General features: G+C 67.3%; 21 protein-coding genes. 15 read left to right on the plus strand and 6 right to left on the minus strand.

Features of this window, described 5'->3' with window-relative positions:
• Nucleotides 1-2 precede the first annotated feature (2 nt).
• The 7 genes from ACL03I_RS20595 to ACL03I_RS20625 all read left to right on the plus strand — a co-directional run bounded on the left by ACL03I_RS20595 (nucleotide 3) and on the right by ACL03I_RS20625 (nucleotide 6,177).
• Nucleotides 3-932: an undecaprenyl-diphosphate phosphatase gene (locus tag ACL03I_RS20595; protein WP_355078058.1), complete on the plus strand. Its 930-nt coding sequence runs from the start codon at nucleotides 3-5 to the stop codon at nucleotides 930-932.
• 16 nt (nucleotides 933-948) lie between these two features.
• Entirely contained in the window at nucleotides 949-1,707 is a 759-nt protein-coding gene (locus ACL03I_RS20600; protein WP_355078006.1) for a histidine phosphatase family protein, read from the plus strand.
• Nucleotides 1,708-1,778: 71 nt separating this feature from the next.
• A complete protein-coding gene (locus tag ACL03I_RS20605) occupies nucleotides 1,779-2,363 on the plus strand; it encodes a DUF3090 domain-containing protein (protein ID WP_355078007.1) in 585 nt (194 codons plus the stop codon).
• A gap of 4 nt (nucleotides 2,364-2,367) precedes the next feature.
• Nucleotides 2,368-3,177 (plus strand): SCO1664 family protein, encoded by an 810-nt coding sequence (locus ACL03I_RS20610; RefSeq protein WP_356966099.1) that lies wholly within the window; start codon nucleotides 2,368-2,370, stop codon nucleotides 3,175-3,177.
• A gap of 78 nt (nucleotides 3,178-3,255) precedes the next feature.
• Nucleotides 3,256-3,678 (plus strand): hypothetical protein, encoded by a 423-nt coding sequence (locus tag ACL03I_RS20615; protein WP_412806724.1) that lies wholly within the window; start codon nucleotides 3,256-3,258, stop codon nucleotides 3,676-3,678.
• Between the two features lie 137 nt (nucleotides 3,679-3,815).
• Nucleotides 3,816-5,054, plus strand: a complete 1,239-nt coding sequence (mshC, locus tag ACL03I_RS20620) for a cysteine--1-D-myo-inosityl 2-amino-2-deoxy-alpha-D-glucopyranoside ligase (RefSeq protein ID WP_355078010.1) — start codon at nucleotides 3,816-3,818, stop codon at nucleotides 5,052-5,054.
• 43 nt (nucleotides 5,055-5,097) lie between these two features.
• Complete coding sequence (locus tag ACL03I_RS20625; protein ID WP_412806725.1) at nucleotides 5,098-6,177, plus strand: MBL fold metallo-hydrolase; 1,080 nt, start codon at nucleotides 5,098-5,100, stop codon at nucleotides 6,175-6,177.
• On the opposite strand, the gene fadD11 is transcribed toward ACL03I_RS20625, so the two are convergent.
• A complete protein-coding gene (fadD11, locus tag ACL03I_RS20630) occupies nucleotides 6,161-8,002 on the minus strand; it encodes a fatty acid--CoA ligase FadD11 (RefSeq protein ID WP_412806726.1) in 1,842 nt (613 codons plus the stop codon). The genes ACL03I_RS20625 and fadD11 overlap by 17 nt on opposite strands.
• Nucleotides 8,003-8,640: 638 nt before the next feature.
• Nucleotides 8,641-9,132, minus strand: a complete 492-nt coding sequence (locus tag ACL03I_RS20635; protein ID WP_412806727.1) for a hypothetical protein — start codon at nucleotides 9,130-9,132, stop codon at nucleotides 8,641-8,643.
• Nucleotides 9,133-9,277: 145 nt separating this feature from the next.
• On the opposite strand from ACL03I_RS20635, the gene ACL03I_RS20640 reads away from it, so the two are divergent.
• A complete protein-coding gene (locus tag ACL03I_RS20640; RefSeq protein ID WP_355078013.1) occupies nucleotides 9,278-9,826 on the plus strand; it encodes a TetR/AcrR family transcriptional regulator in 549 nt (182 codons plus the stop codon).
• Nucleotides 9,827-9,836: 10 nt separating this feature from the next.
• Here ACL03I_RS20640 and ACL03I_RS20645 read toward each other — a convergent pair whose 3' ends face one another.
• Nucleotides 9,837-11,693 (minus strand): Na+/H+ antiporter, encoded by a 1,857-nt coding sequence (locus tag ACL03I_RS20645; protein ID WP_412806728.1) that lies wholly within the window; start codon nucleotides 11,691-11,693, stop codon nucleotides 9,837-9,839.
• Nucleotides 11,694-11,820: 127 nt separating this feature from the next.
• Here ACL03I_RS20645 and ACL03I_RS20650 point away from each other — a divergent pair, with 127 nt between their 5' ends.
• Nucleotides 11,821-12,723 (plus strand): alpha/beta fold hydrolase, encoded by a 903-nt coding sequence (locus ACL03I_RS20650; protein ID WP_412806729.1) that lies wholly within the window; start codon nucleotides 11,821-11,823, stop codon nucleotides 12,721-12,723.
• 137 nt (nucleotides 12,724-12,860) lie between these two features.
• Nucleotides 12,861-13,832 (plus strand): enoyl-CoA hydratase/isomerase family protein, encoded by a 972-nt coding sequence (locus ACL03I_RS20655; RefSeq protein WP_355078016.1) that lies wholly within the window; start codon nucleotides 12,861-12,863, stop codon nucleotides 13,830-13,832.
• Between the two features lie 92 nt (nucleotides 13,833-13,924).
• Here ACL03I_RS20655 and ACL03I_RS20660 read toward each other — a convergent pair whose 3' ends face one another.
• From ACL03I_RS20660 to yczE, 3 genes are all read right to left on the minus strand, one after another.
• Nucleotides 13,925-14,509, minus strand: a complete 585-nt coding sequence (locus tag ACL03I_RS20660; RefSeq protein ID WP_364435028.1) for an SMI1/KNR4 family protein — start codon at nucleotides 14,507-14,509, stop codon at nucleotides 13,925-13,927.
• A 374-nt stretch (nucleotides 14,510-14,883) separates the two neighbouring features.
• Entirely contained in the window at nucleotides 14,884-17,097 is a 2,214-nt protein-coding gene (locus ACL03I_RS20665; RefSeq protein WP_412806730.1) for a molybdopterin oxidoreductase family protein, read from the minus strand.
• Nucleotides 17,098-17,224: 127 nt separating this feature from the next.
• The gene (gene yczE, locus ACL03I_RS20670) at nucleotides 17,225-17,866 is read right to left on the minus strand and encodes a membrane protein YczE (RefSeq protein ID WP_412806731.1); all 642 of its coding nucleotides are present in this window, start codon (nucleotides 17,864-17,866) and stop codon (nucleotides 17,225-17,227) included.
• Between the two features lie 766 nt (nucleotides 17,867-18,632).
• On the opposite strand from yczE, the gene ACL03I_RS20675 reads away from it, so the two are divergent.
• From ACL03I_RS20675 to ACL03I_RS20695, 5 genes are all read left to right on the plus strand, one after another.
• The gene (locus tag ACL03I_RS20675) at nucleotides 18,633-19,988 is read left to right on the plus strand and encodes a hypothetical protein (protein ID WP_412806732.1); all 1,356 of its coding nucleotides are present in this window, start codon (nucleotides 18,633-18,635) and stop codon (nucleotides 19,986-19,988) included.
• A complete protein-coding gene (locus ACL03I_RS20680) occupies nucleotides 19,985-20,647 on the plus strand; it encodes a helix-turn-helix domain-containing protein (protein ID WP_412806733.1) in 663 nt (220 codons plus the stop codon). Before ACL03I_RS20675 ends, ACL03I_RS20680 begins: the two co-directional genes overlap by 4 nt.
• Before the next feature lie 87 nt (nucleotides 20,648-20,734).
• Nucleotides 20,735-22,054 (plus strand): B12-binding domain-containing radical SAM protein, encoded by a 1,320-nt coding sequence (locus ACL03I_RS20685; RefSeq protein WP_412806734.1) that lies wholly within the window; start codon nucleotides 20,735-20,737, stop codon nucleotides 22,052-22,054.
• 5 nt (nucleotides 22,055-22,059) lie between these two features.
• Nucleotides 22,060-23,142 (plus strand): aminotransferase class I/II-fold pyridoxal phosphate-dependent enzyme, encoded by a 1,083-nt coding sequence (locus ACL03I_RS20690; protein WP_412806735.1) that lies wholly within the window; start codon nucleotides 22,060-22,062, stop codon nucleotides 23,140-23,142.
• A 6-nt stretch (nucleotides 23,143-23,148) separates the two neighbouring features.
• A complete protein-coding gene (locus ACL03I_RS20695) occupies nucleotides 23,149-23,787 on the plus strand; it encodes a 2OG-Fe(II) oxygenase (RefSeq protein ID WP_412806736.1) in 639 nt (212 codons plus the stop codon).
• The last annotated feature ends 6 nt before the right edge of the window (nucleotides 23,788-23,793 follow it).

The raw sequence follows: 23,793 nt of genomic DNA on the forward strand, positions 1-23,793 counted from the left end.
CGATGACCTGGGTGCAGGCCTTGGTGCTCGGTCTGGTGCAGGGACTGACGGAGTTCCTGCCGATCTCCTCCTCGGCGCATCTGCGCATCGTCTCGTCGGTCTTCTTCGGCGACGACGCGGGCGCCTCGTTCACCGCGGTCACCCAGCTGGGCACCGAGGCCGCGGTGCTGGTGTACTTCGCCAAGGACATCTGGCGGATCCTGTTGGCCTGGTTCGCGGGTCTGCGCGAGCAACTGACCACGCGCGGCCGCCAGCAGATCCCGCTGCACGATCAGCCCACGACGAGACTTCCGGTCATCACCGCCGACCACAAGCGCGTCTTCGACGAACAGGCCCAGCGCGAACTCGACTACCGCATCGGCTGGTATGTGATCATCGCCACCATCCCGATCGGTGTGCTGGGATTCTTGCTCAAAGACGAGATCCGCACCGGCGCCCGCAATCTATGGTTGGTGTCGTTCATGCTGATCTTCTTCGCCCTGGTCATCGCCGCCGGTGAACACTTCGGCCGCAAGGATCGCCCGATCGAGCAACTGACCACCCGTGACGGGCTGGCCATGGGTTTCGCGCAGTGCCTGGCGCTGATCCCCGGTGTCTCGCGCTCGGGCGCCACCTCCACCGCGGGCCTGTTTTTGGGCTTGGAGCGCGAAGCGGCCGTACGGTTTTCGTTCCTGCTGGCCATCCCGGCCGTGACCGCCTCGGGCCTGTTCAGCCTGCCGGACGCGTTCGAACCCGCTGGTGAGGGCCTCAACGCCAGCGGACCGCAGCTGCTGGTGGCCACCGTGCTGGCGTTCGCGGTCGGCTACGCGTCGGTGGCGTGGCTGCTGCGTTTCGTGGCACGGCACTCGCTGTACTGGTTCGTCGGCTACCGCATCGTGCTGGGCGCGATCCTCATGGGTCTGCTGGCGGGCGGGGTGGTCTCGGCGACATGATCGCTAGGCTGACCGCATGACGGTGATCCTGTTGCGGCACGGTGTGTCGACCTCGAACACCGCCCGCACCCTGGCCGGTCGCAGCACCGGCGTCGAGCTCACCGAGCGCGGCGAGGAGCAGGCGAGGGCCGTGGCCGAACGACTGGCCGGGCTGCCGATCGAACGAATCGTGCACTCCCCGCTGCTGCGCTGCCAGCGCACGGTCGCGCCGCTGGCGGAAAAGTTCGGGCTGGAACCGGTATTCGACGACCGGCTGGTCGAGGTGGACTACGGCGAGTGGACCGGGCGGCCCATCGCCGAACTCCTGGAGGAACCGCTGTGGAAGGTCGTGCAACGGCACGCCTCCGGCGCGGTGTTCCCCGGCGGAGAAGGGCTGGCGCAAGTACAAGCCCGCGCGGTCGCCGCGATCCGCGAACACGACCGCGCCCTGGCCACCCAGCACGGCCGCGACGCGCTGTGGGTGGCGTGCACCCACGGCGACGTGATCAAGTCGGTACTCGCCGACGCCCTGGGCATCCACCTCGACGGCTTCCAGCGGATCCTCGTCGAACCGGCCTCGCTCAGCGTCGTGCGCTACACCCCGACCGCACCGTACGTGTGGCGGCTCAACGACACCGGCGCCGACCTGTCGGCCCTCGCCGCCTCCGGCGCTCAACAGCAAGCGGCGTCGTCGTCGACGCCGGGACCCGAGGTCTCCGGACCAGTCCCCGGTGGCGAGCTCGGCAATAGCGCAAGTGCGGATAATGGGAATGCGGAGCGTCGAGATTCCTTGTAAACAACCGAGCGGTCGTTGTATGGAATCCCCGCGCCGCGGGTAGTCGATCAGGGTCATATCAGGAGGTGCATGTGTCACGCGCAATCCATGTATTCCGCACCCCCGATCGTTTCGTCGCCGGGACCGTCGGTGAGCCGGGCGATCGCGCGTTCTATCTGCAGGCCGTGCAGGAACCGCGCGTGGTCAGCGTGCTGCTGGAAAAGCAGCAGGTCAAGGTGCTCGCCGACCGGATGGGTCTGCTGCTGGACGAGGTCGCGCGCCGCTTCGGCGCCGAAGTGCCCCCGCAGGCCGAGGACGTCGCCGACAACGCACCGCTGGTCACCCCCATCGACGCCGAGTTCCGTGTCGGCACCATGGGCCTGGGCTGGGACGCCGACGCGGGCGCGGTGGTGGTGGAACTGCTGGCGATCACCGAGACCGAGGTCGACGAGTCGGTGGTCCTCGACGACACCGAAGAGGGGCCCGACGCGGTGCGGGTGTTCCTCACCCCGATCCAAGCCCGCGAATTCGCGCTGCGCTCCACCCGGGTGATCGCGGCGGGCCGCCCGCCGTGCCCGCTGTGCGGTGAGCCGCTGTCGGCGCGCGGGCACATGTGCGTGCGCACCAACGGCTACAAACGCGGTGAGATCTTCGGCGCGGCCGAAATGGAGGAGTGATTCGGTGGCCGAGGCCGGGGACGGATTCCACAACGGTGAACTGACCGTGATCGGGCGGGTCAGCACCGCCAGCAACGTCACCCTGGTCTGCGACGTGAACGACACCGCCACCGGCGAGACACCCCTGCGGGTGGTCTACAAACCGATCCGCGGCGAACGACCGCTGTGGGATTTCCCCGACGGCACCCTGGCCGGACGCGAGGTGGCCTCGTATCTGATCTCCGAGGCGATCGGCTGGGGCGTGATCCCCGAAACCATCTTGCGCGACGGCCCTTTCGGCTTCGGCATGGTGCAACGCTGGGTCGTGGGCGTCGACAACCACACCGACCGCGGCGACCGCCTCGACCTGATCGACCTGTGCCCCGCGGGCGCGGTGCCCGACGGCTTCCGCGAGGTGCTGCGCGCGGTGGACGACGTCGGCAACGAAGTGTCGCTGATCCACGCCGACGATCCGCGGTTGCAGCGCATGGCGGTGCTGGACGTCCTGCTCAACAACGCCGACCGCAAGGGCGGGCACGCGCTGGAAGGGGTGGACGGGCAGGTCTACGGCGTCGACCACGGCATCTGCTTGCACACCGACCACAAACTGCGCACGGTGCTGTGGGGCTGGGCCGGGCAGCCCATCGACGACGGGCTGATCGCCGACATCACCGCCTTCGCCAAGCAGTTGCCGGGCGCGTTCGCCGACACGCTCGGCGAGCACATCACCGACGCCGAGATCGACGCGTTGATCGAACGCACCCAGCAGGTGCTCGACGACCCGGTGATGCCGCTGCCGCGCACCTCCCGGCCCATTCCGTGGCCGGCGTTCTGATCGCGACCGCTGCCGAGCGCGGGGTTTCCTGGCACAGTTGAAGCTTCGAGCGCTCGGCGCGACGACGAGGAGGACGCGATGCCCCACTCCACTCCCGATCGCGCGGCGCCGGTGGTGCGGGTCGCCGTCGGCGCGCCGACCTACCGCATCGCATTGCACTACGTGCACCTCTACGACAAGAAGCCCTACCCCGACACCGACCTGCACCTCTACGACAACGGCGTCTACTGGCTGAGCTCGGCGGGGGAGAACCACTTCGGCGTCTACGTCATGACCGAGGGTTCGGTGGACTCCGGGCGGTTCACCATGCGGTTCATCTCGTTGCCTTCCGCGGACTGGGGCGATACGGTCGCTTATCACGAACTCGAGTTCGACGTCGCGCGCGGCGAATTCACTCAGCTCGCGCTCGCCGACACCGATCCCGACATCCCCGAACTGGACGGGACGTTCGCGATCGGCCCCAACACCGTCAGCGATCCCACCCGCGGCACCGACAGCTGATTCAGCGAAACCGTAATTATTGACATCCCACGATTTGCTGGAAGACGCAGGTCGCGGCAGGCGACCCTACCGGCCGCATGGGCGCGGCGACCGGGCCGGGGCCCGATGATCTCCACCACACCTTTACCCTCGTAAGCATGCAGTCCTGGTCCGATACCGCCCTCCCCACCGTCCCTGGAGCAGGACCGCCGTTGCGGTTGTACGACACCGCCGACCGTCTGGTGCGCCCGGTCACCCCCGGGCCCACCGCCACCATGTACGTCTGCGGCATCACCCCCTACGACGCCACCCACCTCGGGCACGCCGCCACCTACCTGACCTTCGACCTGGTCAACCGGCTGTGGCGCGACGCGGGCCACGACGTGCACTACGTGCAGAACGTCACCGACGTCGACGACCCGCTGTTCGAACGCGCCGCCCGCGACGGCGTGGACTGGCGCGACCTCGGCGCGGCGGAGACCGACCTGTTCCGTGAGGACATGGCCGCGCTGCGGATCGTGCCGCCCCGCGACTACGTCGGCGCCGTCGAATCCGTCGACGAGGTCGTCGAATTCGTGCAGAAACTGCTGGCTTCCGGCGCCGCCTACGTCGTCGACGACGCCGAGTACCCCGACATCTACTTCCGTGCCGACGCCACCGACCAGTTCGGTTACGAATCCGGCTACGACCGCGCCACCATGCAGCGGCTGTTCGCCGAACGCGGCGGCGACCCGGACCGTCCCGGTAAACGCGACACCATCGACGCGCTGCTGTGGCGCTCGGCGCGGCCCGGCGAGCCGTCCTGGCCCGCCCCGTTCGGCCCGGGCCGACCCGGCTGGCACATCGAGTGTTCGGCGATCGCGTTGAACCGCATCGGCCCGGAATTCGACATCCAGGGCGGCGGCAGTGACCTGATCTACCCCCACCACGAATACTCCGCCGCGCACGCCGAGTCGCTCATCGCCGGCCGCCGCTTCGCCCGCCACTACGTGCACGCCGGCCTGATCGGGCTGGACGGGGAGAAGATGTCGAAGTCCCGCGGCAACCTCGTGCTGGTGTCCACGCTGCGCCGCGGCGGCGTCGACCCGGCCGCCATCCGCCTCGGCCTGCTGGCCGGCCACTACCGGCAAGACCGGATGTGGACCGACGCCCTGCTCGAGCGGGCGCAGCAGCGCTTGGAGCTGTGGCGCGAAGCCACCGCGCTGCCCGCCGGCCCGTCGGCCACCGACACCGTCGCCCGCCTGCGCCAGCACCTGGCCGACGATCTGGACACCCCCAAGGCGCTCGACGCCCTCGACAACTGGGCCCGCCAGGCACTGGACTACGGCGGCCAGGACACCGCCGCCCCCACGCTGATCACCACCGCCGTCGACGCCCTGCTGGGCGTACGCCTGTAGCCGGTCTCTTGCCCGCATCCCCCGCACGTGATGGGGTACGGGGGTGTGCAAGCTTCCCGGCCTCGGCCTGTTCGGCCCCGGCGGCAAACTGACCTCCCTCAGCGCAGGCGTCTTGCGGCCGGCGGCCGATCCCGCCGACCCGCGCACGATCGCCGCGCGCGCCCGCTTCTTCGGCGCCGACACCGTCGACCCGCAGACCGGCGCCCTGCGCACCGACCGGGTCGTGCTGTCGTGGGTCGGCTGCACCACCTTCGCCCTGGCCATCGGCGGTTCGGTGTTCCTGCTCGACGCGTGGGTGCCCCGGCTGACCAGCACCGGTTACGTCCCCGCCACCCCGCAGGGCCTGGTGGACCTGGCACCCGCGGCGATCTTCATCGGCCACGGCCACTTCGACCACGCCGCCGACGCCGGACGCATCGCCCAGGCCAGCGGCGCGGTCGTACACGGCACCGCCGAGCACTGCGCGAGCATCGCCGCACAGGTCACCGATCCAGCGTTCCCCACCGCCGTGCACGGTGACGCGGGCACCGCGATCGGCACCCGGGAGGATTTCGCTGTGGGCGCGGTCGAGGTGACCGTCGTGCGGCACCTGCACTCCGCACGCACCCCGTCCGATCCCGTCGGCGGATCACCGCGCTTCTTTCCCCGCCCGCAACCGGGCATCGTGCTGACCCACCCGCCGACGCTGAGCGGTCTGCTGCAAGGTGTGCCGCGGCTGCGCGACCCCGAAGGAGGGGTGCTGCTGTACCAGTTCCGGGTGCCGGGCTTGTGCCTGGTGTGGCACGACTCGACCGGACCGCTCACCGAACGCGCCCCGCAGGTCTTCGACACCCTCGCCGCGCTCCCGGCCACCGACGTGCAGATCGGCGCGGTGCAGGGCTACAACCAGATCAGCAACGGGCTGCGCGATCCCCGCACCTACATCGAAGCCCTCACCCCCGCGCTGTTCGTGCCGAGCCATCACGACAACTGGCTGCCCGGACTCACCGCGAGCGCGGCGACCTACGACGCACCGTTGCGCGCGGAACTGGAACGGATCTCCGCGCCACGGCGACCGGAACTGCGCACCCTGCATGATCCGGCCGACTACGTGCGCCCGCAGCGGCTCACCTTCCAGCTGTGAGCGTGTCCGCGCCGCCGGCGCGGGATCGCTGCCCGTCGGGTTCGTGCACGGTCGCGGCGAGGTCTTCGGCGTAGAGCTGTGCGATCTGCTCGGCGTACTTGTCGGCGATCGGCTTGCGCCGCAACTTCATCGTCAAGGTGACCTCGTCGCCGCCGGGCTCCCAGAACACCGGCAGCACGGTGAACCGTTTGATCTGCTCGACCCGCGACAACGTGGCGTTGCCCGCCGCCACGCCGCGCGCGATCGCGGCGATCACCCCGTCCTCGGCCGCCAACGCCGCCGCCGAGGCATCCGGCAGCGCGTGCTCGGCGGCATACAGTGCCGCGGTCTCGGCGTCGATCACGATCAGCGCCGTGTTGTACGGGCGCGCGTCCCCGATGGTGGCGATGGCGCCCACCAGCGGCGTCGCGGCCTTGATCGCGTTCTCGATGTTGGCCGGGGACATGTTCTTGCCCGCCGAGTTGATGATCAGCTCTTTCTTGCGGTCGACCACCCGCAGATACCCCTCGGCGTCGACGGACATGATGTCGCCGGTGTGCAGCCACCCGTCCGGGTCGAGCGCTTCGGCGGTCTGCCGCGGCTGTTTGCGGTAGCCCTTCATCACCAGTGGCCCGCGCACCAGGAATTCCCCGTCCTCGGCGATCCGCCACTGCATTCCCGGCAGCATCCGGCCCACCGAACCCAGCCGCGCCTGCTCCGGCGAGCAGGCGCTGGCCACGCAGGTCAGTTCGGACATGCCCCAGATCTCCGAGATCGGGATGCCGATGCCGAAGAAGAACCCGAGCGTCTGCGGTGGAATCGGCGCGGCGCCCGACATCGCCCACTTCAGTCGGTCCAGGCCGATTCCGGCGCGCAACGCCGACAGCACCTGCTCGTCGGCCCGCGCCCATTCGGCCGCCAGCTGGTCATCGATCGGTTCGCCACGCAGCTGGGCGTCGGCCTTGCGCGCCGCCACGTCCAGCGCCCACCGCAGCGCACCGCGCCGAGCGTCGTCGGGTTCGGCGGCGACGGAGAACTCGATGGCGGCCTTCAGTTTCTCCCACACCCGCGGCACCGCGCCCCAGATGGTGGGGTGCACGTCGGCCAACGCGGCCGGCAGCAGCGACCGGTCGGGCACCACGGTGATCTGCGTGCCGTACACCTGCTGCAGATACAGCGAGCAGAACCGGTCGGCCATGTGCGCCGAGGGCAGGTAGGAGGTCTGCCGGTCGCCGAACTCCACCGGCAGCACCGCGTGGAACGCTCGCGCTTCGGCCAGCAGATTGGCGTGGGTGATCTCCACGCCCTTGGGGTCGCCGGTGGTGCCGGAGGTGTAGACGAGGGTGAGCACGTCGTCGGGCCGCACGGCCCGCCAGGTCGCCTCGAAGTCGAAATCGGGGCGGCCCATGGCTTTCAGTTCATCGAGCCCCACGGCGCCCTCGGGCGTGGCGTCGATGCAGACGATGGTCTCGATCGGCGTGCCGCAGGCACGGATCCGCTCGAGGTACTGCTGCTCGCAGATCACCACCCGATTGCCCGCGTTGGCGAACACGTAGGTCAGTTGTTCGGGCGAGAGGGTGTTGTACACCGAGAACGAGGTCGCGCCGGTGTGCTGCGCGCCGACTTCCAGGGGATAGAACTCCACCCGGTTGCCCATCATCAACGCCACCGTGTCGCCGCGGCCGACACCCAGCGCGGCCAGGCCCGCCGCGACCGCGCGCACTTCTTCGGCGTACACGCGCCAGGTGAGCGTTTGTCCGCCGCCGATGGACCGGACGGCCACCGCGTCCGCATCGATCGCGGCGCTGTGCTGGAATGCGGCGCAGGACGTGTTCGGTTCGGTCATCGCACAACCCCGTTCGGTACACCCGGCTTTCCCAGACCGTAGGTGTCCGACCGTGCTCGGCGGGGCGTTTTCGCCCGTTTCCGGATCCACGACCGGTTCGTCCGCGCACGACCGAACCACTTCTCCGGCAACGGGATCGGCGGTTCCGGCCGTGCGGATTCCGCCGCGCCGGGCGATGGGGTCGCGGACCGACCGCCGCGGCGGGGCGGGTCAGGCCGCGCTGCCGCTACCGGCTTGGAACACGGCGGTCATGAGGTCGGCGAGAACTGTCAGCAATTCCACGATCGCTCCCTTTCGGTAGAAAACACGAAGTCAGCAGCGTGTATGACGCGATCGTCTTTCTCGTGAACGAGGAATGAATAAACAGAAACCGGCCTGCACCGGACGGGGTGACCGCCGGTGTTCCACCTCTGATACGCGCTGAGCTGGGATTCATCGCCATCTCTCCGGCTTCGGCCATCACCCGGTCCGATGACAAGATTCCCGCTCCCACCGTGCCGCATTCCGTCGACGACTTCACCGTGAAGCCGAGGAAAAGGCGTGACACAGCAATCCATCAGGAATTACCAACCCACGGAATGAGGGAGAATTCTTGCGACGCAGCAATTTCGAGTGCGCCCCGCACGGTGGCCGGAGCGCTAGGTGGTCAGTGCCGTGACGGCGGCGGCGTACATGGTGTTCTCGATCGCACCGAGAGTGCCGGGGTCCTTGCCGCCCAGCGGGGCCGGCAGCGCTACCGCGGCGTCGACGCCGCCGAAGCGGCGGCCGGTGGTCATCGAGGCGACGGCGCTTTTCGGGGTGAGCTCGACCTGGATCAGCGCGGCCATCGCGAGGTGAAGGGAATGGTGAAAACAGGGGTCAAAGGGGTGGGGGGACCGACGGCGAGTACGGCCCGCACGCCGCTGCGCAGGTATGCCCGTGCGCGAACCGGCCGGCCGGTCGCGACGCAGCAGCACCGCGACCGGCAGATCGACCAGGCACAGCGTCAAGACGTCGACGGCCTGGCGATCGCCGCGCTGCCACAACTGCCGCGACAGCCGCACCAGCAACTCGACAAGCACCGCGTCGGTGGCGGCCAGCTCGGCGGCGTCGGGCACCTCGCTGAGCAGATCCGCGCGCGATCCACCCACGCGCGCTAAATATTTCAGCAGGTAACAGGTACCGAAGCGTCTTCTCGGCGTACGCATCGGTACTTCCCGAGGTCGGTCCAGCCGACGCTACGATGGGGTACTGTTCGGTCCCTCCCCCTGACCGAACGAAGAGAACGGCGCGCGTATGTCACGAGTGGTCACCAAGGAGCAGTACTTCGACACCGGCTTGGAAGTGCTCGCCGAACTCGGCTTCAAAGGTCTCAACATCGGTGTCCTGTGCCGGCAGCTCGGCGTCACCAGCGGATCGTTCTACCACCACTTCGGCAGTTGGCAAGGATTCGTCGACGCCCTGCTCGAACACTGGGAGAACCGCCAAGTGCGCATCCTGGGCACCATGCCGTTCAACCAGGGCAACCCCGATGACGACATCCGCGCCATGTCCGACCTCGCCGCCGGACTGCACCATTCCGCCGAAGCCGCCATCCGCGCCTGGGCGGCCAACGACGAATCGGTCAACCTCGCACTCAAGCGCGTCGACGAATCCCGCAGGCGCACCGTGCACAAGGCGATCAAGGGGGTCGTCGGCGACGACGACACCGCCGCCGTGGTCACCTCACTGGGCATGGCGATGCTCGTCGGCTACCAGCAGATCGCCGCGGGCGGGGAGAACCTGTCACTGGACCAGCTGCTGGCCGAATACGCGCGCCTGATCTACTCCCACGCGCAGCGCTGACCCACTCCGGCTAACCGAGCAGCTCGTCGACATAGCACCAGCGCCACGCCTCTCCCGGCTCCACACTGCGCATCACCGGATGCCCGCTGGCGCCGTAGTGCTTGGTCGCGTGATTGCCCGGAGAAGAGTCGCAGCAGGCGATGTGCCCGCACGACAAGCACATCCGCAGATGCACCCACGCCAGTCCCTCCGCGACACATTCGCCGCATTCGTCCGGCCCGCCGTGCGCACGCACCAGCGGCGCGTCCCGCAGATGCGCGCAAGCGTCGTCGGCCCCCGCCGCCGCCAGCGGTTCGACCCGTTCTTCCTCGGTCTCGTCGTAGCGATCGATGATCGACTCCTCGAGATCCAACTGCGCCAGCACATGCTGCAGGATCTCGTAGTCGACGGCGCCCGAATCCCGTACGCGCAAGACGGTTTCGCGTTCGGCCTGCAACATCGCCAACCGCAGCCGCCGGTACTCCGCGGTGGGTGTCACCAGCTCCGACTCCGCCCGCCCCAACCGCTCCCAGGCGGCGTTGGCCTTCCACAGGACGCGATCACGCAACGTCTGCACCACCCCCGGCGGCGTGTCCGGCGTGACTTCCCGCTCGAGAGCGGCCAAACCGGCCGCGGTCGCCTGCTGCAACACGTTGGCCTTCTGCAACGCGTCCTCGGCGCGACTGGGCGCGCGCAACCGCAGCCACCGCACCAGCCACGGCAACGACGTGCCTTGCACCAGCAGCGTTCCCGCCACCACCACCAGCGCCAGCAGCCGCAGCACGGCCAGCAACGGAGTGTCCTGCGGCAGCAGCAGCACCGCCGCCAACGTCACCACCCCCCGCATCCCCGCCCACGACACCACCACCAGATGACTCACCGGCACCGCCTCGCCACCACCGAGACTGCGCGACAACAACGACGACCCGAACACCCAGACCGGACGCGCCAGCATCGTCGCGGCCAGCACCGCCACCGCCGACCACAGCAGGGTGGCGTGGTCGAGCTCGCTGTGCCAAGCACCCTCCACGATGCCGCGCACCTGCAACCCGATCAGCACGAACACCGCGCTCTCCAGGATGAACTGGATCGTGCGCCAATTGATGCGCTCGGCGATCCGCGACGCGGCGCTCTGCCACACCGGCGCGTTGTGTCCGAGGATCATCCCGCACACGACCACCGCGATCACCCCCGAGGCGTGGATGCCCTCGGCGGGCAGATACGCCGCGAACGGCGCCAGGAACGACAACGTCGTGTCCATCACCGGGTCGGTGATCCGCCGCCGCAACATCGCCAGCAGATAGGCCACCACCACTCCCACCGCCGCGCCGCCACCGGCCGCCAGCGCGAAATCGGCGCCGGCCGCCCACACCGACACCGTGCCCACCATCGCCGCCAGCGCCGTCCGCAACGCCACCAGCGCGGTCGCGTCGTTGAACAGCGACTCGTCCTCCAGGATCGTCACGATCCGCCGCGGCATCCCGATCCGCCGCGCCACCGCCGTGGCGGCCACCGCATCCGGCGGAGCCACCACCGCACCCAGCGCGACAGCGACCGCGAACGGCACCGGCAGCAGCCACCACACCACCACCGCCACGGCGAAGGTCGTGAACAACACCAACCCCACCGACAACAACCCGATCGTGCGCGCATTCGCCCGGAAATCCACCAGCGACGTGCGGATCGCGGCGGTATACAGCAAAGGAGGCAGGAAACCGAGCAGAATGATCTCCGGCTCCAAATGGATCTCCGGCACGAACGGCAGATATGACGCCGCCACCCCGCCCACCGTCAGTACCAGCGGTTCGGAGATCCCGAACCGTCGCGCCAGCGCCGCCAACGCGGCCGCCGACGCGACGAGAACAACCAGGCCGATCGCGACATGCACGGTGAAATTCTCGCAGAGCGCACGATCGGCTATCGGCCGGCGCGGTAGATGACACGTGCACGGCCGACCGAACTACTGTGCCCGGGCGCACACACGCGCCATGCTTGTCGACGACAAGGAGGTAGACATGGAGGAGTTCGCGTCCTGGCGGGCGAACGGACGACGCCACACTCATCGCGGCCACCAGATCTTCTGGCGCGACGGAGGCGCAGGCACCCACGGGACGCTGGTGTGCATCCACGGATTTCCCACCGCGTCCTGGGACTGGCATCGGATCTGGCCGGGCCTGTGCGAACGATTCGCCAGGGTCATCGCCCCCGACATGATCGGCTTCGGCTGGTCGGCCAAACCCCGCCACTACGACTACCGCATCACCGACCAAGCCGACATCCACGAGAACCTGCTGCGGGAACAGGGCATCAGCCGGTACCACATCCTCGCCCACGACTACGGCGACACCGTCGCCCAGGAGCTTGTGGCCCGCGACGCCGAACGCCGCGCCGCCGGCGACGAATCCCTGGTGATCGAGTCGGTGTGCCTGCTCAACGGCGGCTTGTTCCCCGAAACACACCGCCCCCGCCCGGTGCAGCGGCTGCTGGCGAGCCCGCTCGGCCCGCTGGTCGGCGTCCTGGGCAGCGAACGCACCTTCCACCACAGCTTGGCCGCGGTATTCGGGCCCGACACCAAACCCACCGACATCGAACTGCACCAGTTCTGGCTGCTGTGGTGCAGCAGGCACGGCAAGAGCAACGGCCACAAACTCATCCGCTACATGGCCGAACGCCGCAAGCAGCGCAAGCGCTGGGTGGGCGCACTGCAGCAGGCCCAGGTCCCGGTCCGGCTCGTCGACGGCCTGTCCGATCCCGTCTCCGGCGGCCACATGGTGCACCGCTACCGCGAACTGATCCCCGACCCCGATGTCGTGGAACTGTCGCGAATCGGCCACTACCCGCAACTGGAGGCACCCGAGCAGACCCTCGCGGCATTCTTGGAATTCCACGACACCCGCGTCCACAAGCCCACGGCCTGACCGATGTTTCGGACCGGCCCGGCCGGTCCGCAGCATTAGGGTGTAGTCCACGACCGCGCTGGACCGCTTCCGAAACGCGTTCGCGTGGAACCGTTCTCGCGTCCCGACCGCCGACATGCGCACCGAAGGAGCCGCCGATGTCCGCCGCCGACCTGCCCCTGGAAACCATCGAACTCGACCAGTCCGGGCGGGTACTCACCGCGCGTGTGGTCGCGCCCCCGTGGAACTTCGTCACCACCGCGGTCGTCCGCGACCTCGACCTTCTCACCGCCGCGGTCGATATCGACGACACCGTGGGCGCGGTCGTGCTCACCGGAGGACTGCCCGGCCGCTTCCTCACCCATGCCGACCCCGCCGCCCTCGGCGGCATGATCGAGAAACCACGCCCCTTCGTCCCCGCTCGCGCCGCCGCACCGTTCCTGCGCGCCGCCGCTGCCGTCCTGCACGTTCCCGGCGCCACCGACCTGGTCGAACGCCACGGCGGCGGTCTCGGTGCGGGCCTGGTCTGGGGTTACCGCTGGAAACGCACCACCTTGCGGATGAACCGCTCCGGCGTCGCCTACCTCGCCGCCATCAACGGACCCGCACTCGGCGGCGGGCACGAGATCGCGCTGGCCTGCGATCTGCGCTACGCCGCCGACGCCGACCACGTGCGCTTGGGCCAGATCGAGACGCTGGCCAACCTCATTCCCGGCGGCGGCGCGACCCAACGCCTCACCCGCCTGCTCGGCGCCGCCAAAGCCATCGAGGTCACCCTCGAAGGCACGCCGTTCACCGCCCAGGAAGCGCTGCGTCTCGGCCTGGTGAACCGCGTACTGCCGGCCGAGGACCTGCTCACCGAAACCCAGGCCACCGCGGCCCGGCTGGCCGCCCGCAACCCGGTCGTCGTCGCCGAACTCAAACGCGCCGTCTACTTCGGCTCCGACAAATCCCTCTCCCGCGGCCTCGACGCCGAACAAGCCGGATTCGTCTCCGTCGGCACCACCACCGCGGCCGCCCGCACCACCAAAGCCTTCTTCGAAGACCTCGACCGCCTCGCCGACACCCCGTTCCTGGCCGACCCCCAACCCTGGCTGGACGGCACCCGCGTCGACCAGGTGAGCAAATGACCCACCTCGCGGGGGACGACACCCACGGGGGCCGTCAGCGTTCCACGCTCATAGTCAGGTGCGGTGAAGTCGGCGGAGCGGAAGCGAGTCGCTCAGCCGGGGATGTATGACCCGGACCCGTACTGCTCGACGTCGCGGCGGTACTGGTCCTGCCAGTGCAGGAATTCGTGGCCGTTGCCGCGGAACTTGCACTGCAGCTCGCCGGGAAGGCCTCCGGTACAGGCTCTGGCCAGGAATTCCACCATCCCGTACGGCAGCACCGTCAATTCGTCGTCGTATACGCACACCGGCCACTCGGCGCTCGACTCACCCTCGACGCGCCACAGGTAGTAGAAGTCGCCACCGCCATCAACACCCCAGTGGATATACATGTCACCGTCACCCAGAATCTCGGCCCTGTACGGCTTGGCAGCAGCCCGCCGAAACGTCCCGGTGATCTCCACCACACTCGTGCTGTACCGGTGGCCGGGCGCCGTCGCCGGTGCCGCGATCAGCAGGGAGTCGTCAAGCAACCCGGCGCCGTAGACCGCGAGGAAGTCGAGGTAGTCCGGCGGCAGTTGGACCCCCAACGCCGCCTCGGCCTCCGCCACCCCCTGCAGGTCCAGCGCCGCCCACTCCGCGCTGGCCGGCGACGGCGGCAGAATCCGCCGCAAACGTTCGAGCGCATCGCTTGTCATCGGTTCTCCCTAATCCGTCGGACCCGTCGGAACGGGACTCGCCGGATTCATGCGATTGTCCGGGTCAGCCGTGTCTCGTGACCCGCCCTGGCTTCACGGTTCAACAGCCCGTTGCGAGACATCGGTGTTCAGTGCCGGCGGGCGGAGGCGCACCCATCATGCCAACATTCGCGCGTGTCGGCCCGAGCCGTTCCCAGTCACGGCTGTAGCCCGCAACACGCCTTGCATGCGGCAACCGCGGGAGACCTGAACTAGCGACCCCATCCGGCGGAGGGACATTCCGGACAGCCGAACCGCCACCGCCATAACCGCTGGTCAAGCCGTTTGGCGCCAGCCAACGGCGATCACGCTGCCGAGCAGACGGTCCACACTCGTCAAGCGGTCGTCGCGGGTTCGCGCTCGCTGAGGTCCACACGCTCCCCGGAATCGACCGACGCCCGCGTCACCGTCACCCACGTGTTGTTCACCGCCGCCGTCCCCGAGAACGTGTCGGTCACCGCCGGATCGTGCAGCAGGTTCACATTCGCGCCCGGCAGCGACGCCGCCACCGTCCACCCGACACCCGGCTCCTGATGTCCCCACCCGTGCGGGATCGCCACCGTCCCGGCCCGGATATCGTCGCTGACCTCCAACGGCACCACGATCGCCCCGGTGTGCGAACGCACCGTCACCGGCTCACCGTCGCGCAACCCGCGCGCCGCCGCATCCTGCGGATGCATCAGCGCCGTGCAACGATCGCGCCCCTTCACCATCGACGGCACATTGTGCAACCACGAATTGTTGCTGCGCAGATGACGGCGACCGATCAACTTCAAGTCGTAGCCGCCGGCAGGCGCGGTCGCCGCCTCACCCCGCCGCGCGGCCGCGAGAACTTCACGCGCGGCCGCCACGAAATCCTCCGGCGCCACATGCACCTTCCGATCCTTCGTCCCCAGCAGCGACCGCAACCTCGGCCGCAACGGACCCAGATCGATACCGCCCGCCGCCGCACGCGCCTTACCCACCGTCAAACCCTTGCGACCCCGCCGCAACACCCCATACGGCCCCGCCGCCACCCCCAGCGTGGCGATCCGCACGGGGCTGACCCGATCGAACACCGCGTTGAGCACCCGCGCGGTGAACCGCCGCGCAGGCAACGGCACCATCTCGGTGACCAACCGCGCCATGATCTGCCAATCCTCCAGCCCATCGGCGGGCGGCTCGAACACACGCGCGTCGAAACGCAGATTGTTGCGCACACTGAACACCGGGAACAGGATGTTGACATCCTCGCGCTCCAACGGCGAGATCGGCGGCAGGATGATGTCCGCGTGCCGCGTCGTCTCCGTGACGTACATGTCCACGGCCACATAGAAATCCAGCCCGTCCAGCGCCGCCCCCAACCGGCCGCGCTGCGGCGTGGACAACACCGGATTGCCCGCATACGTGATCATCGCGCGGATCCGGCCCGGCCCCTCGGCCGACATCTCCTGCGCCAGCGCCGCCACCGGCAACTCCGAGCGGAACGACTTGTAGGTCCCGGAGCTGTCGGTCCACGCCCCATACCCCATCGGCAGGTACTTCGCATACCGCGGCGCATCGATCGGCGGCGTCGCGAACATCTGCCCACCCGCCCGATCCAAGTTGCCCGTCACCGCGTTGATCGTGTTCACCAGCCAATGCGTCAACGTGCCGGTCACCTGCTGGCACACCCCGATCCGCGCGTACAGCACCGCCGAGCGCGCCGCCGCGTGCTCCCGAGCCAGCCCGCGAATCGTCTGCGCGTCCACTCCCGCGTACTGCGCCATCTGCTCCGGCGACGCCTCGGCCACCAGCGCACGCAACCGCTCCCAACCGGTGCTCGACGCGCGAATCGCCTTCTCGTCGCACAGATCCTCGGCGACCAGCACATGCAACATCGCCAGCAGCAGATACACATCACCGCCCGCAGCCACCGCGACATGCTGATCGGCCAGCCGCGCCGTCTCGGTCCGCCGAGGGTCGATCACCACGACCTTCCCACCACGCCGCCGCACGTCCCGGATCCGCTGCTTCGCATTCGGCATGGTCGTCACCGACCCGTTCGACACCGCCGGATTCGCCCCCAGGATCACCAGGCGGTCGGTCCGATCGATATCGGTCACCGGCATCAGCACATTCGAGCCGAACATCCGCCACGCGACGAACTCCTGCGGGAACTGATCGATCGACGACGCCGAGAAGAAGTTCCGCGTCAGCAGCACCGACCGCAGCAACACCGCGTACAGAACCGACGAGCTGTGCGCGGCCGGATTCCCCAGATACATGCCGATCGCGCTGTTGCCGTGCTCGCGACGCACCTCGCGCAACCGCCGACCGATCTCGTCGAATGCCTCGTCCCAGCCGATCGGCTCGAACGACGAACCCACCCGCCGCACCGGCGTCCGCAACCGATCCGGGTCATGGTGCAACCCGCCCATCGCCGTCGCCTTCGGGCAGATGTACCCCTTCGACAGCACGTCCTGCGGATTGCCCTCGATCCGCGTCACCCGGTCGTCGTCCACCGTGACGAGAATTCCGCAGTGCGCCTCGCACAGGGTGCACTGCCGGGCAATGGTGGTAGCACTCATGAAATTTCACCTTCTGCCGGATCGTTCCCCTCAGGCTAACCGGGACGCCCACCTTCCGTACAGGTCTGTATGTTAGGCAAGATTCTGGTGCGCACATGCCGGTCGGAGCAGGGGAGCGCTCCGGCGGTCACCCGGCCGGAACCCCGGTGACGTCACCGGCCACAGGCTGCTGCTTCGGCGGCGCGAACCAGGGCAGCACGCGGTTCACCGCGGGAATCATCAAGTGGATCAGCGGACCGATACCGAAGGCATACACCAGCGTGCCGATACCGATGCTGCCACCGAGGACGAACCCGGTCGTCAACACCGACACCTCGATCGCCGTACGCACCACCCACACCGACTTGCCGGTGCGCCGAACCAGTCCAGTCATCAGTCCATCCCGCGGACCCGGACCCATACCCGCACCGATGTACAGCACACTCGCCACCGCGTTCGACACGACAGCGGCAACCATCGCGCCGATCCGCACCGCCGGCGAATCCCACGACGGCAACCACGCCAGCCCGGCATCGACCGACAACGCGATCACCACGACATTGCTCACCGTGCCCAGACCGGGCCTCTGCCGCAACGGAACCCACGCCGCCAACGCCACGACGCCGGTGATCGCCGTCACAGTACCGTAACTGAGCGGCACATGCTTCGCCACACCCTGATGGAACACATCCCACGGATCCAGCCCCAGCTCCGCCCGCACCATCACCGCCATCGAGAACCCGTACAACCACAATCCGACATACAACGCGACCAACCGACGAACCAGCATCGCCTCAGCGTGCCGTTATCTGGCCATGTCAGCCAGAGCCGCCTACCACAAACTGGCCTGCAAGTAACGGGCCAATTTACGCCTCGGCTAACGCCCCCCAATTCGTCACTATGACGCTTTCCTGTAGCCGGGACGGGGATGTGGAAATCTAGCGAAATCGCAATACTCCACGAGCATCGCGAAGATCATCGACCATTCCCCGAGGCCGAGCGCGCGCTGCGCGCAGACCGCCATTCACCGGCAACTGCACCCCTTCGTGGCAGATGCGCCTCCGAGGCAAACGCCGGGCCGGCACATCAGCGGCACATGCGACCGCGTGGACACTCAGCGCCCATCGCCGGCTGCCGAGAATGTGATCTCAGTCACTATTCAAGTGTCTATTATTCGCTGGTCCACTCCTGAAACCCCAGGCTGGCTGCCCTATTCACACAGCGCTCCACCGCAGCTCTCGGCTGGACCGCTGTGTTAGCTTGCCCAAGGGGAGAGGGGGCAGGCGCCCCTCACATCAAAACCAGAGAGCTGGTAACAGAAGGGGGCTTCCGAGTGAAATCTGTGAACCGACTGCGCGGTCGGGCAAGGGAACCGATCATGCTTCCGCTCCCGCCCATCGAACAACGATGCGCACGACACTATTCGACCCGTCGAAAGACGAATTCAGCTTCACAGCATTTCATTGACGTACGTCCGGTCCTGGCCTAGGCTTCAGCGACCCGGAAAGCACTGATAGTCAGAGTTTCTGGGCAAATAGTTTCATTCGGGGGAATGCTTGATGACAATCACCGCTGCCTGCGTCACCGACGCCTACATCCGGAACGAGAAGCTCGCCCAGGCCGTCGAGCTAACCCGGTTCCCAGCCGAGCTGGAACGGTGTTGGGGGCCGAGAATGCTCAATCGACCGCTATTTACGCGAACTTCCGAGCTGCAACAGACATCGAGCGATCTCGGCGACTTGTTCGGGCTGCTGGCTGCGCTTCCCGAGCGGCTGTTCAATGGCGATACAGCGGCCTATTGCGCGGCAATCGGCATCGGCGAAAAACGGCTCGCGATGATAGAGAAATTCAGCTCGGGTCCGCCGCTCCTTTTCGGTCGAGCCGACTTGTACAACGATGAGACGGGATTCAAGATCCTGGAGTTCAACCTGTCGAGCAAGCTCGGCGGAATGGACATGTGCGAGTTCCAGAGTTCGCTGTTGCGAAACCCGGACTTCGCCACTTTCGCCTCCCGATACGAACTGCGATATACGCATACGGGCGAACGAATCGCACACGCTCTCCGGGTCGCGTCCGCGTCGATTACCGACGGCAGGACGCCGAGGGTGGGAGTCGTATGTGCACCCGGCGAAATGGCGGTCCATGAGCGGATGGTGGCCTCCTTCGCTGGGACGATGCGGCGAGTCGGAGTAGAGATCACGATCGGGGAGCTCGGCCGGCTGTCGTCATCGCATGGGACACTCCGCCTCAACGATGCTCCGATAGATGTGGCATTCCGCTTCTTCAGCATGGGCGATGTACTGATGCACCCGGAGGCGATGAAGCAGGCGGAACTGTTGTTCCGAGCCCATCACGACGGCGTGGCGGTCCTGTGGACGCCGATGAACTACGCACTGGTGTCCAATAAGGGCACACTCGCGCTGGTTTCGGCGGCGGCGGATTCCGCGCTGCTGTCGACCGATGAGCGGGCGGTCATCGACCGGCTGGTTCCGTGGACGAGGATCCTTGACGACGACCTCATCGACTACTGCCGCCGACATCGGGAGGAATTGGTTCTCAAGCCGTTGCACGGTGCCGCCGGTGTCGGCGTCACGGCGGGCTGGGCTTGCGACGAGCGCAGGTGGACGGCAGCGCTGAGGGACGCCTCGGCCGCATCTGTCCCGAACGAGCTCGATGTAGCGGATCGGTGGGTCGTGCAACGGCGGATCGTCCCCCGCGTCGAAACCGTGGTGGATCCGTTCACGGCAACGGTGCAGGACTGGGTGGCGGCGTGGAGTGTGTTCCTCACCCCCGAAGGGGATGCCGGAGCTTTTGCGCGGGTGGCGCCGGCGTCGTCGTCGCCCGTCATCGGCTACTCCATCAATCCCGATGTTCGTATGGCGGGCGTCTTCTCGATCGGAGCAGCCCGATGAGCGCCAAGTCCGGAGGATCCATGCTGTCCCGTGGTCTGGCGTTGCTGTCGGCGTTCGAGCCCGAAGATCGCGATCTGTCGCAGGTCGAGCTGTGCCGTCGCACCGGACTGCCCAAACCGACGGTTCACCGACTGGTGGCCGAGCTGGTGAGTTGGGGGGCGCTGGAAAGGACGGGCAACGGAGTTCGACTGGGACCGTGGCTGTATCGACTAGGTCAGCACGTACCGAACATCAGATTGCTGCGCGCGGTCGGCCAGCCGCACCTGGACCGACTCCATGGATTGACCAGGCAGTACGCGAGTTTGGCGGTGCTGTGCGGCGAGCGGACCGTTGACGCGGCGTGGGCGGGACCGCCGGTCTGGCGACACGTCGCCGCCGATGTGAGAACGCAGGCGGTCAGCCTCGCCGCGGTGAACGTTCTGCGCGTTCCCGGCGCCGAGGGTGATCCCACGGTGGTGAAGGTGGACGGACCCCACTTGGCCAGCGCTGCCGTGCCGGTACGGGTACATGGTTTCACAGTCGCGGCCCTCTCGATAGTCGGCTACGCGGATCTGTTCAATGCCCCGGCCTACGACGCGCCGCTGCGGACCGCGGCAGGCGGCATTTCCCGCAGGCTCTCGTTGACCGATGTGTTCGGCAAGAACACGATCGCGAGCTGACCGGTTCCGGCAGGAGAAACCTGCGCTTCCAGAGCGCGCGACAACCGCCCATGATGGATTTTCAGTCGAGCTGCAATGGGGAGTCTGATGCGGATACTGGTCCTCTGGCCGCCACACGTGCCCAGCTACTTCAACGCCGGGCACCATACCGTTCTTTTCCAGACAGCAGGGTACTTGCGGACGCTGTCCGCGGTAGACCGCGTCGACACGCGCGAAGCAGGCCTGCTGAACATCAACTGGAAAGCCCTGGGCGATCTGCTTTTCCAGGAAAAATACGACGTCATCGCAGTCGTGAACGACTTCGACACTGTCGATTGCCTGACCCGATTTCTCCACTATGCGAGGCAGTTGAGCCCGACGAGCAAGCTTGTCAGCTTCGGCAGACTCAGCAGCATGCTTCCCGGTATGTTCGCCGACCTCGGTTTCGACGCCGTGGTCACCAGCGGCGACAGCGAAGCGGGCGTGGCGGCGTATGTGAACGCACTCGCCGCCGGCGGTCCGGTCGGTGCATTGCCCGGAGTGGCGGTCCGGGTCGGCGACAGTTGGCAACCGGAGTCGGAACCCGGTCGATTCCTCCCCGCTGCCGATTGGGTGCTTCCCGACGTCCGTGAAATCCCCTACGACCGGTACCACGAACTGTATCTACAAGACGCGAACAAGTTCTGCGGCATTCCCCTGCGGCGAGAGTTGGTCGTTCCCGTGGCCCGCGGTTGCCCCATCGGCTGCGACTACTGCGACGTGCACCAATTGGCGGGTTTGACGGAGCGGCGCCTGACGGTTCCCGCAGTGCTCGAGTACATCGAGTGGGCTCGAAGCGTCATGTCCTTCGACTACGTCGCCTTCTATGCACCTACGTTCACCCTGCACAAGCCGTGGGTGCGGGAGCTCGCGTCCGCGCTACTGGATGCCGAGGATCCATTGCCCTGGAAATGCTCCACCACCGTCCACCACCTCGATGAGGACCTGGTGAGGCTGATGGGGCGCTCCGGGTGCGTCCGCATCTCGGTGGGCTTGGAGACGCTCGAACCCGCGGCACATGGTGGACTTCCGCGCGCCAAACGCATTCACGAGGAGCAGTTTCTACGCCTCGGCGAATGGTGCGTGAACGCCGGCGTCGAACTCAACGCTTTCGTCATCGTCGGCCTGCCGGGTACAACGGCAGCCGGAGTCCGGCACACCCACGAGATCGTCCGGGCAGCCGGTGCCCGGTTCCGGCCGACGATGTACACACCTTTTCACCTGATGTCGCCGACGATGTCGATCGAGGAGGTTTCGCGTTTCAACCGGCAGATGATCCATCCCGAATCGACGGGACACGGCGTCGACGTCGCGGAATTATACGGGTTCATCTTCGGCGCGGACGATCGGCTGACCACCGTCTACGACCAGATCCCGCAGCGGGCCTGACGAACATGGCCGCGCAACGATTCGCTTTTCGTCGCAGCGTGCTCGACGCGCGGTGGCAAGCCCGCGGCGACTACCGCGCTGTGCTGAACTTGAAAAGCTGCGAAATGCAACATCCGTGGGCCGATGAGCTGCTGGACGATGTACTAGCCGAAGTGCAAGTACGTGACATCCGCTCGTATCCGTACCACGTCGACCTGATGCGGTTGCTTGCCGAACTCAATGGGGTCGACACTGATTCCGTGGTGCTCACGGCTGGCTCGTGTAGCGCGATCGCGATGACGGTGGATGGACTCGCCGAGCCCGCAGGATTACTCATCGCCCAAGAACCTGTTTTCGACAGCTGGACCTACTATGCGGCCTTGCGCGGAGTTCCCGTGTCGCGCACTGCGGGGCTCGTCGGCTGCCCTCCCACCCTGGATACCCGTGCGCTGCGGGTCGCGATGTCCGCGTCACCGCCCGCCGTGGTGGCCTTGACGAATCCAGGGAATCCCAGCGGTCTCGTCATTCCACTCGGCGAGATCGCCGATCTCGCCGACCTCGCCCGGCAGCACGGACACATATTGGTTATCGACGAGTGCTATGCGGCGTTCAGCGGTCTCAGCCATACGTCACTGATCGCGAGTTACCCGAACATCATTGTGCTGCAATCACTGTCCAAAGCATGGGCCCTCGCTGGTGCTCGACTGGCCGCAGTGTTCGGCGCGCCCGCCACAATCGACTATCTGAGGCGGTTTCGGACCGACAGCGCAGTGTCGGCGACAGCAGTCGCACTGGCGCACGGGCTGTCGACTCGATTGGAAAGATTGCGGATGATTTGGACCGACGTCGCGGCGATACGGAACGAGTTCACTGAACGTGTTCTTACCGATCATCCCCGATGGATCGATGTCGGCTCGGTCGCGAACTTCGCAACTCTGTGGATCGGCGGACCAGGGGAGGGTCTGCGTGCCGAAAAAATTCTGTGGGAACACGGCATTCGCGTGCGCGGCTTGGATGGCGTCCCGGGTATGGCCGGATGCTTGCGTATCTCGATGGCAGACCGACACGACATGATCCGGGTCGCCGACGTGATGCGGGACCGAATCTGAGCAACCATGTCCGAACTCGACATCACCGCGACAGGTACAACTGTCGACAAGCCGTTCCCGCATCTTGTGTTCGCCGAGGACACGCTGCTGACGCGAGCCGAGGCCGACCAGCTCACCGCGACGTTCCCACACTGGTCGGCGTTGACGAGCTCGACGCGAACGCAGGGCAGCGACAAATCCTACTCGATGAACACTCTACTGCTGCACGACCGGGGCCGGTGGCTGGTGCGGCTCGAGCAGTTGCCGGACTGCTGGAGCAACCTACTGTCAGGTTTGGTCGAGTCCTCCTACCGTGACTGGCTCGTGAGCAGACTCTGCGGCACCCATGACCGGGTGGAACTGGAGGTTCGACTCAGCGAGTATCCGCGCGGCGGCTGGATGTCGCGGCACACCGACCGGCCGGACAAGGTGTTCTCGCAGAACATCTACCTGTGTCCCGAGTGGCAGCCGACGTGGGGTGGCGAACTGCGGCTCTACCACCACGAGACCGCGGCACATCCCCAAGCCACTTATCGACCTGGCGCGGGCACCTCGGTCGCGTTCATGCGCAGCGACCGCTCCTGGCACGAGGTGGCCGCGGTTTCGGACACCGCAGCGGCGCCTCGACGCGCTCTGCTGCTCCACGGCTACCGATCGACAATGTGAAAGGCC

This window comes from Nocardia sichangensis, assembly GCF_047200615.1.
GTDB lineage: Bacteria > Actinomycetota > Actinomycetes > Mycobacteriales > Mycobacteriaceae > Nocardia > Nocardia sichangensis.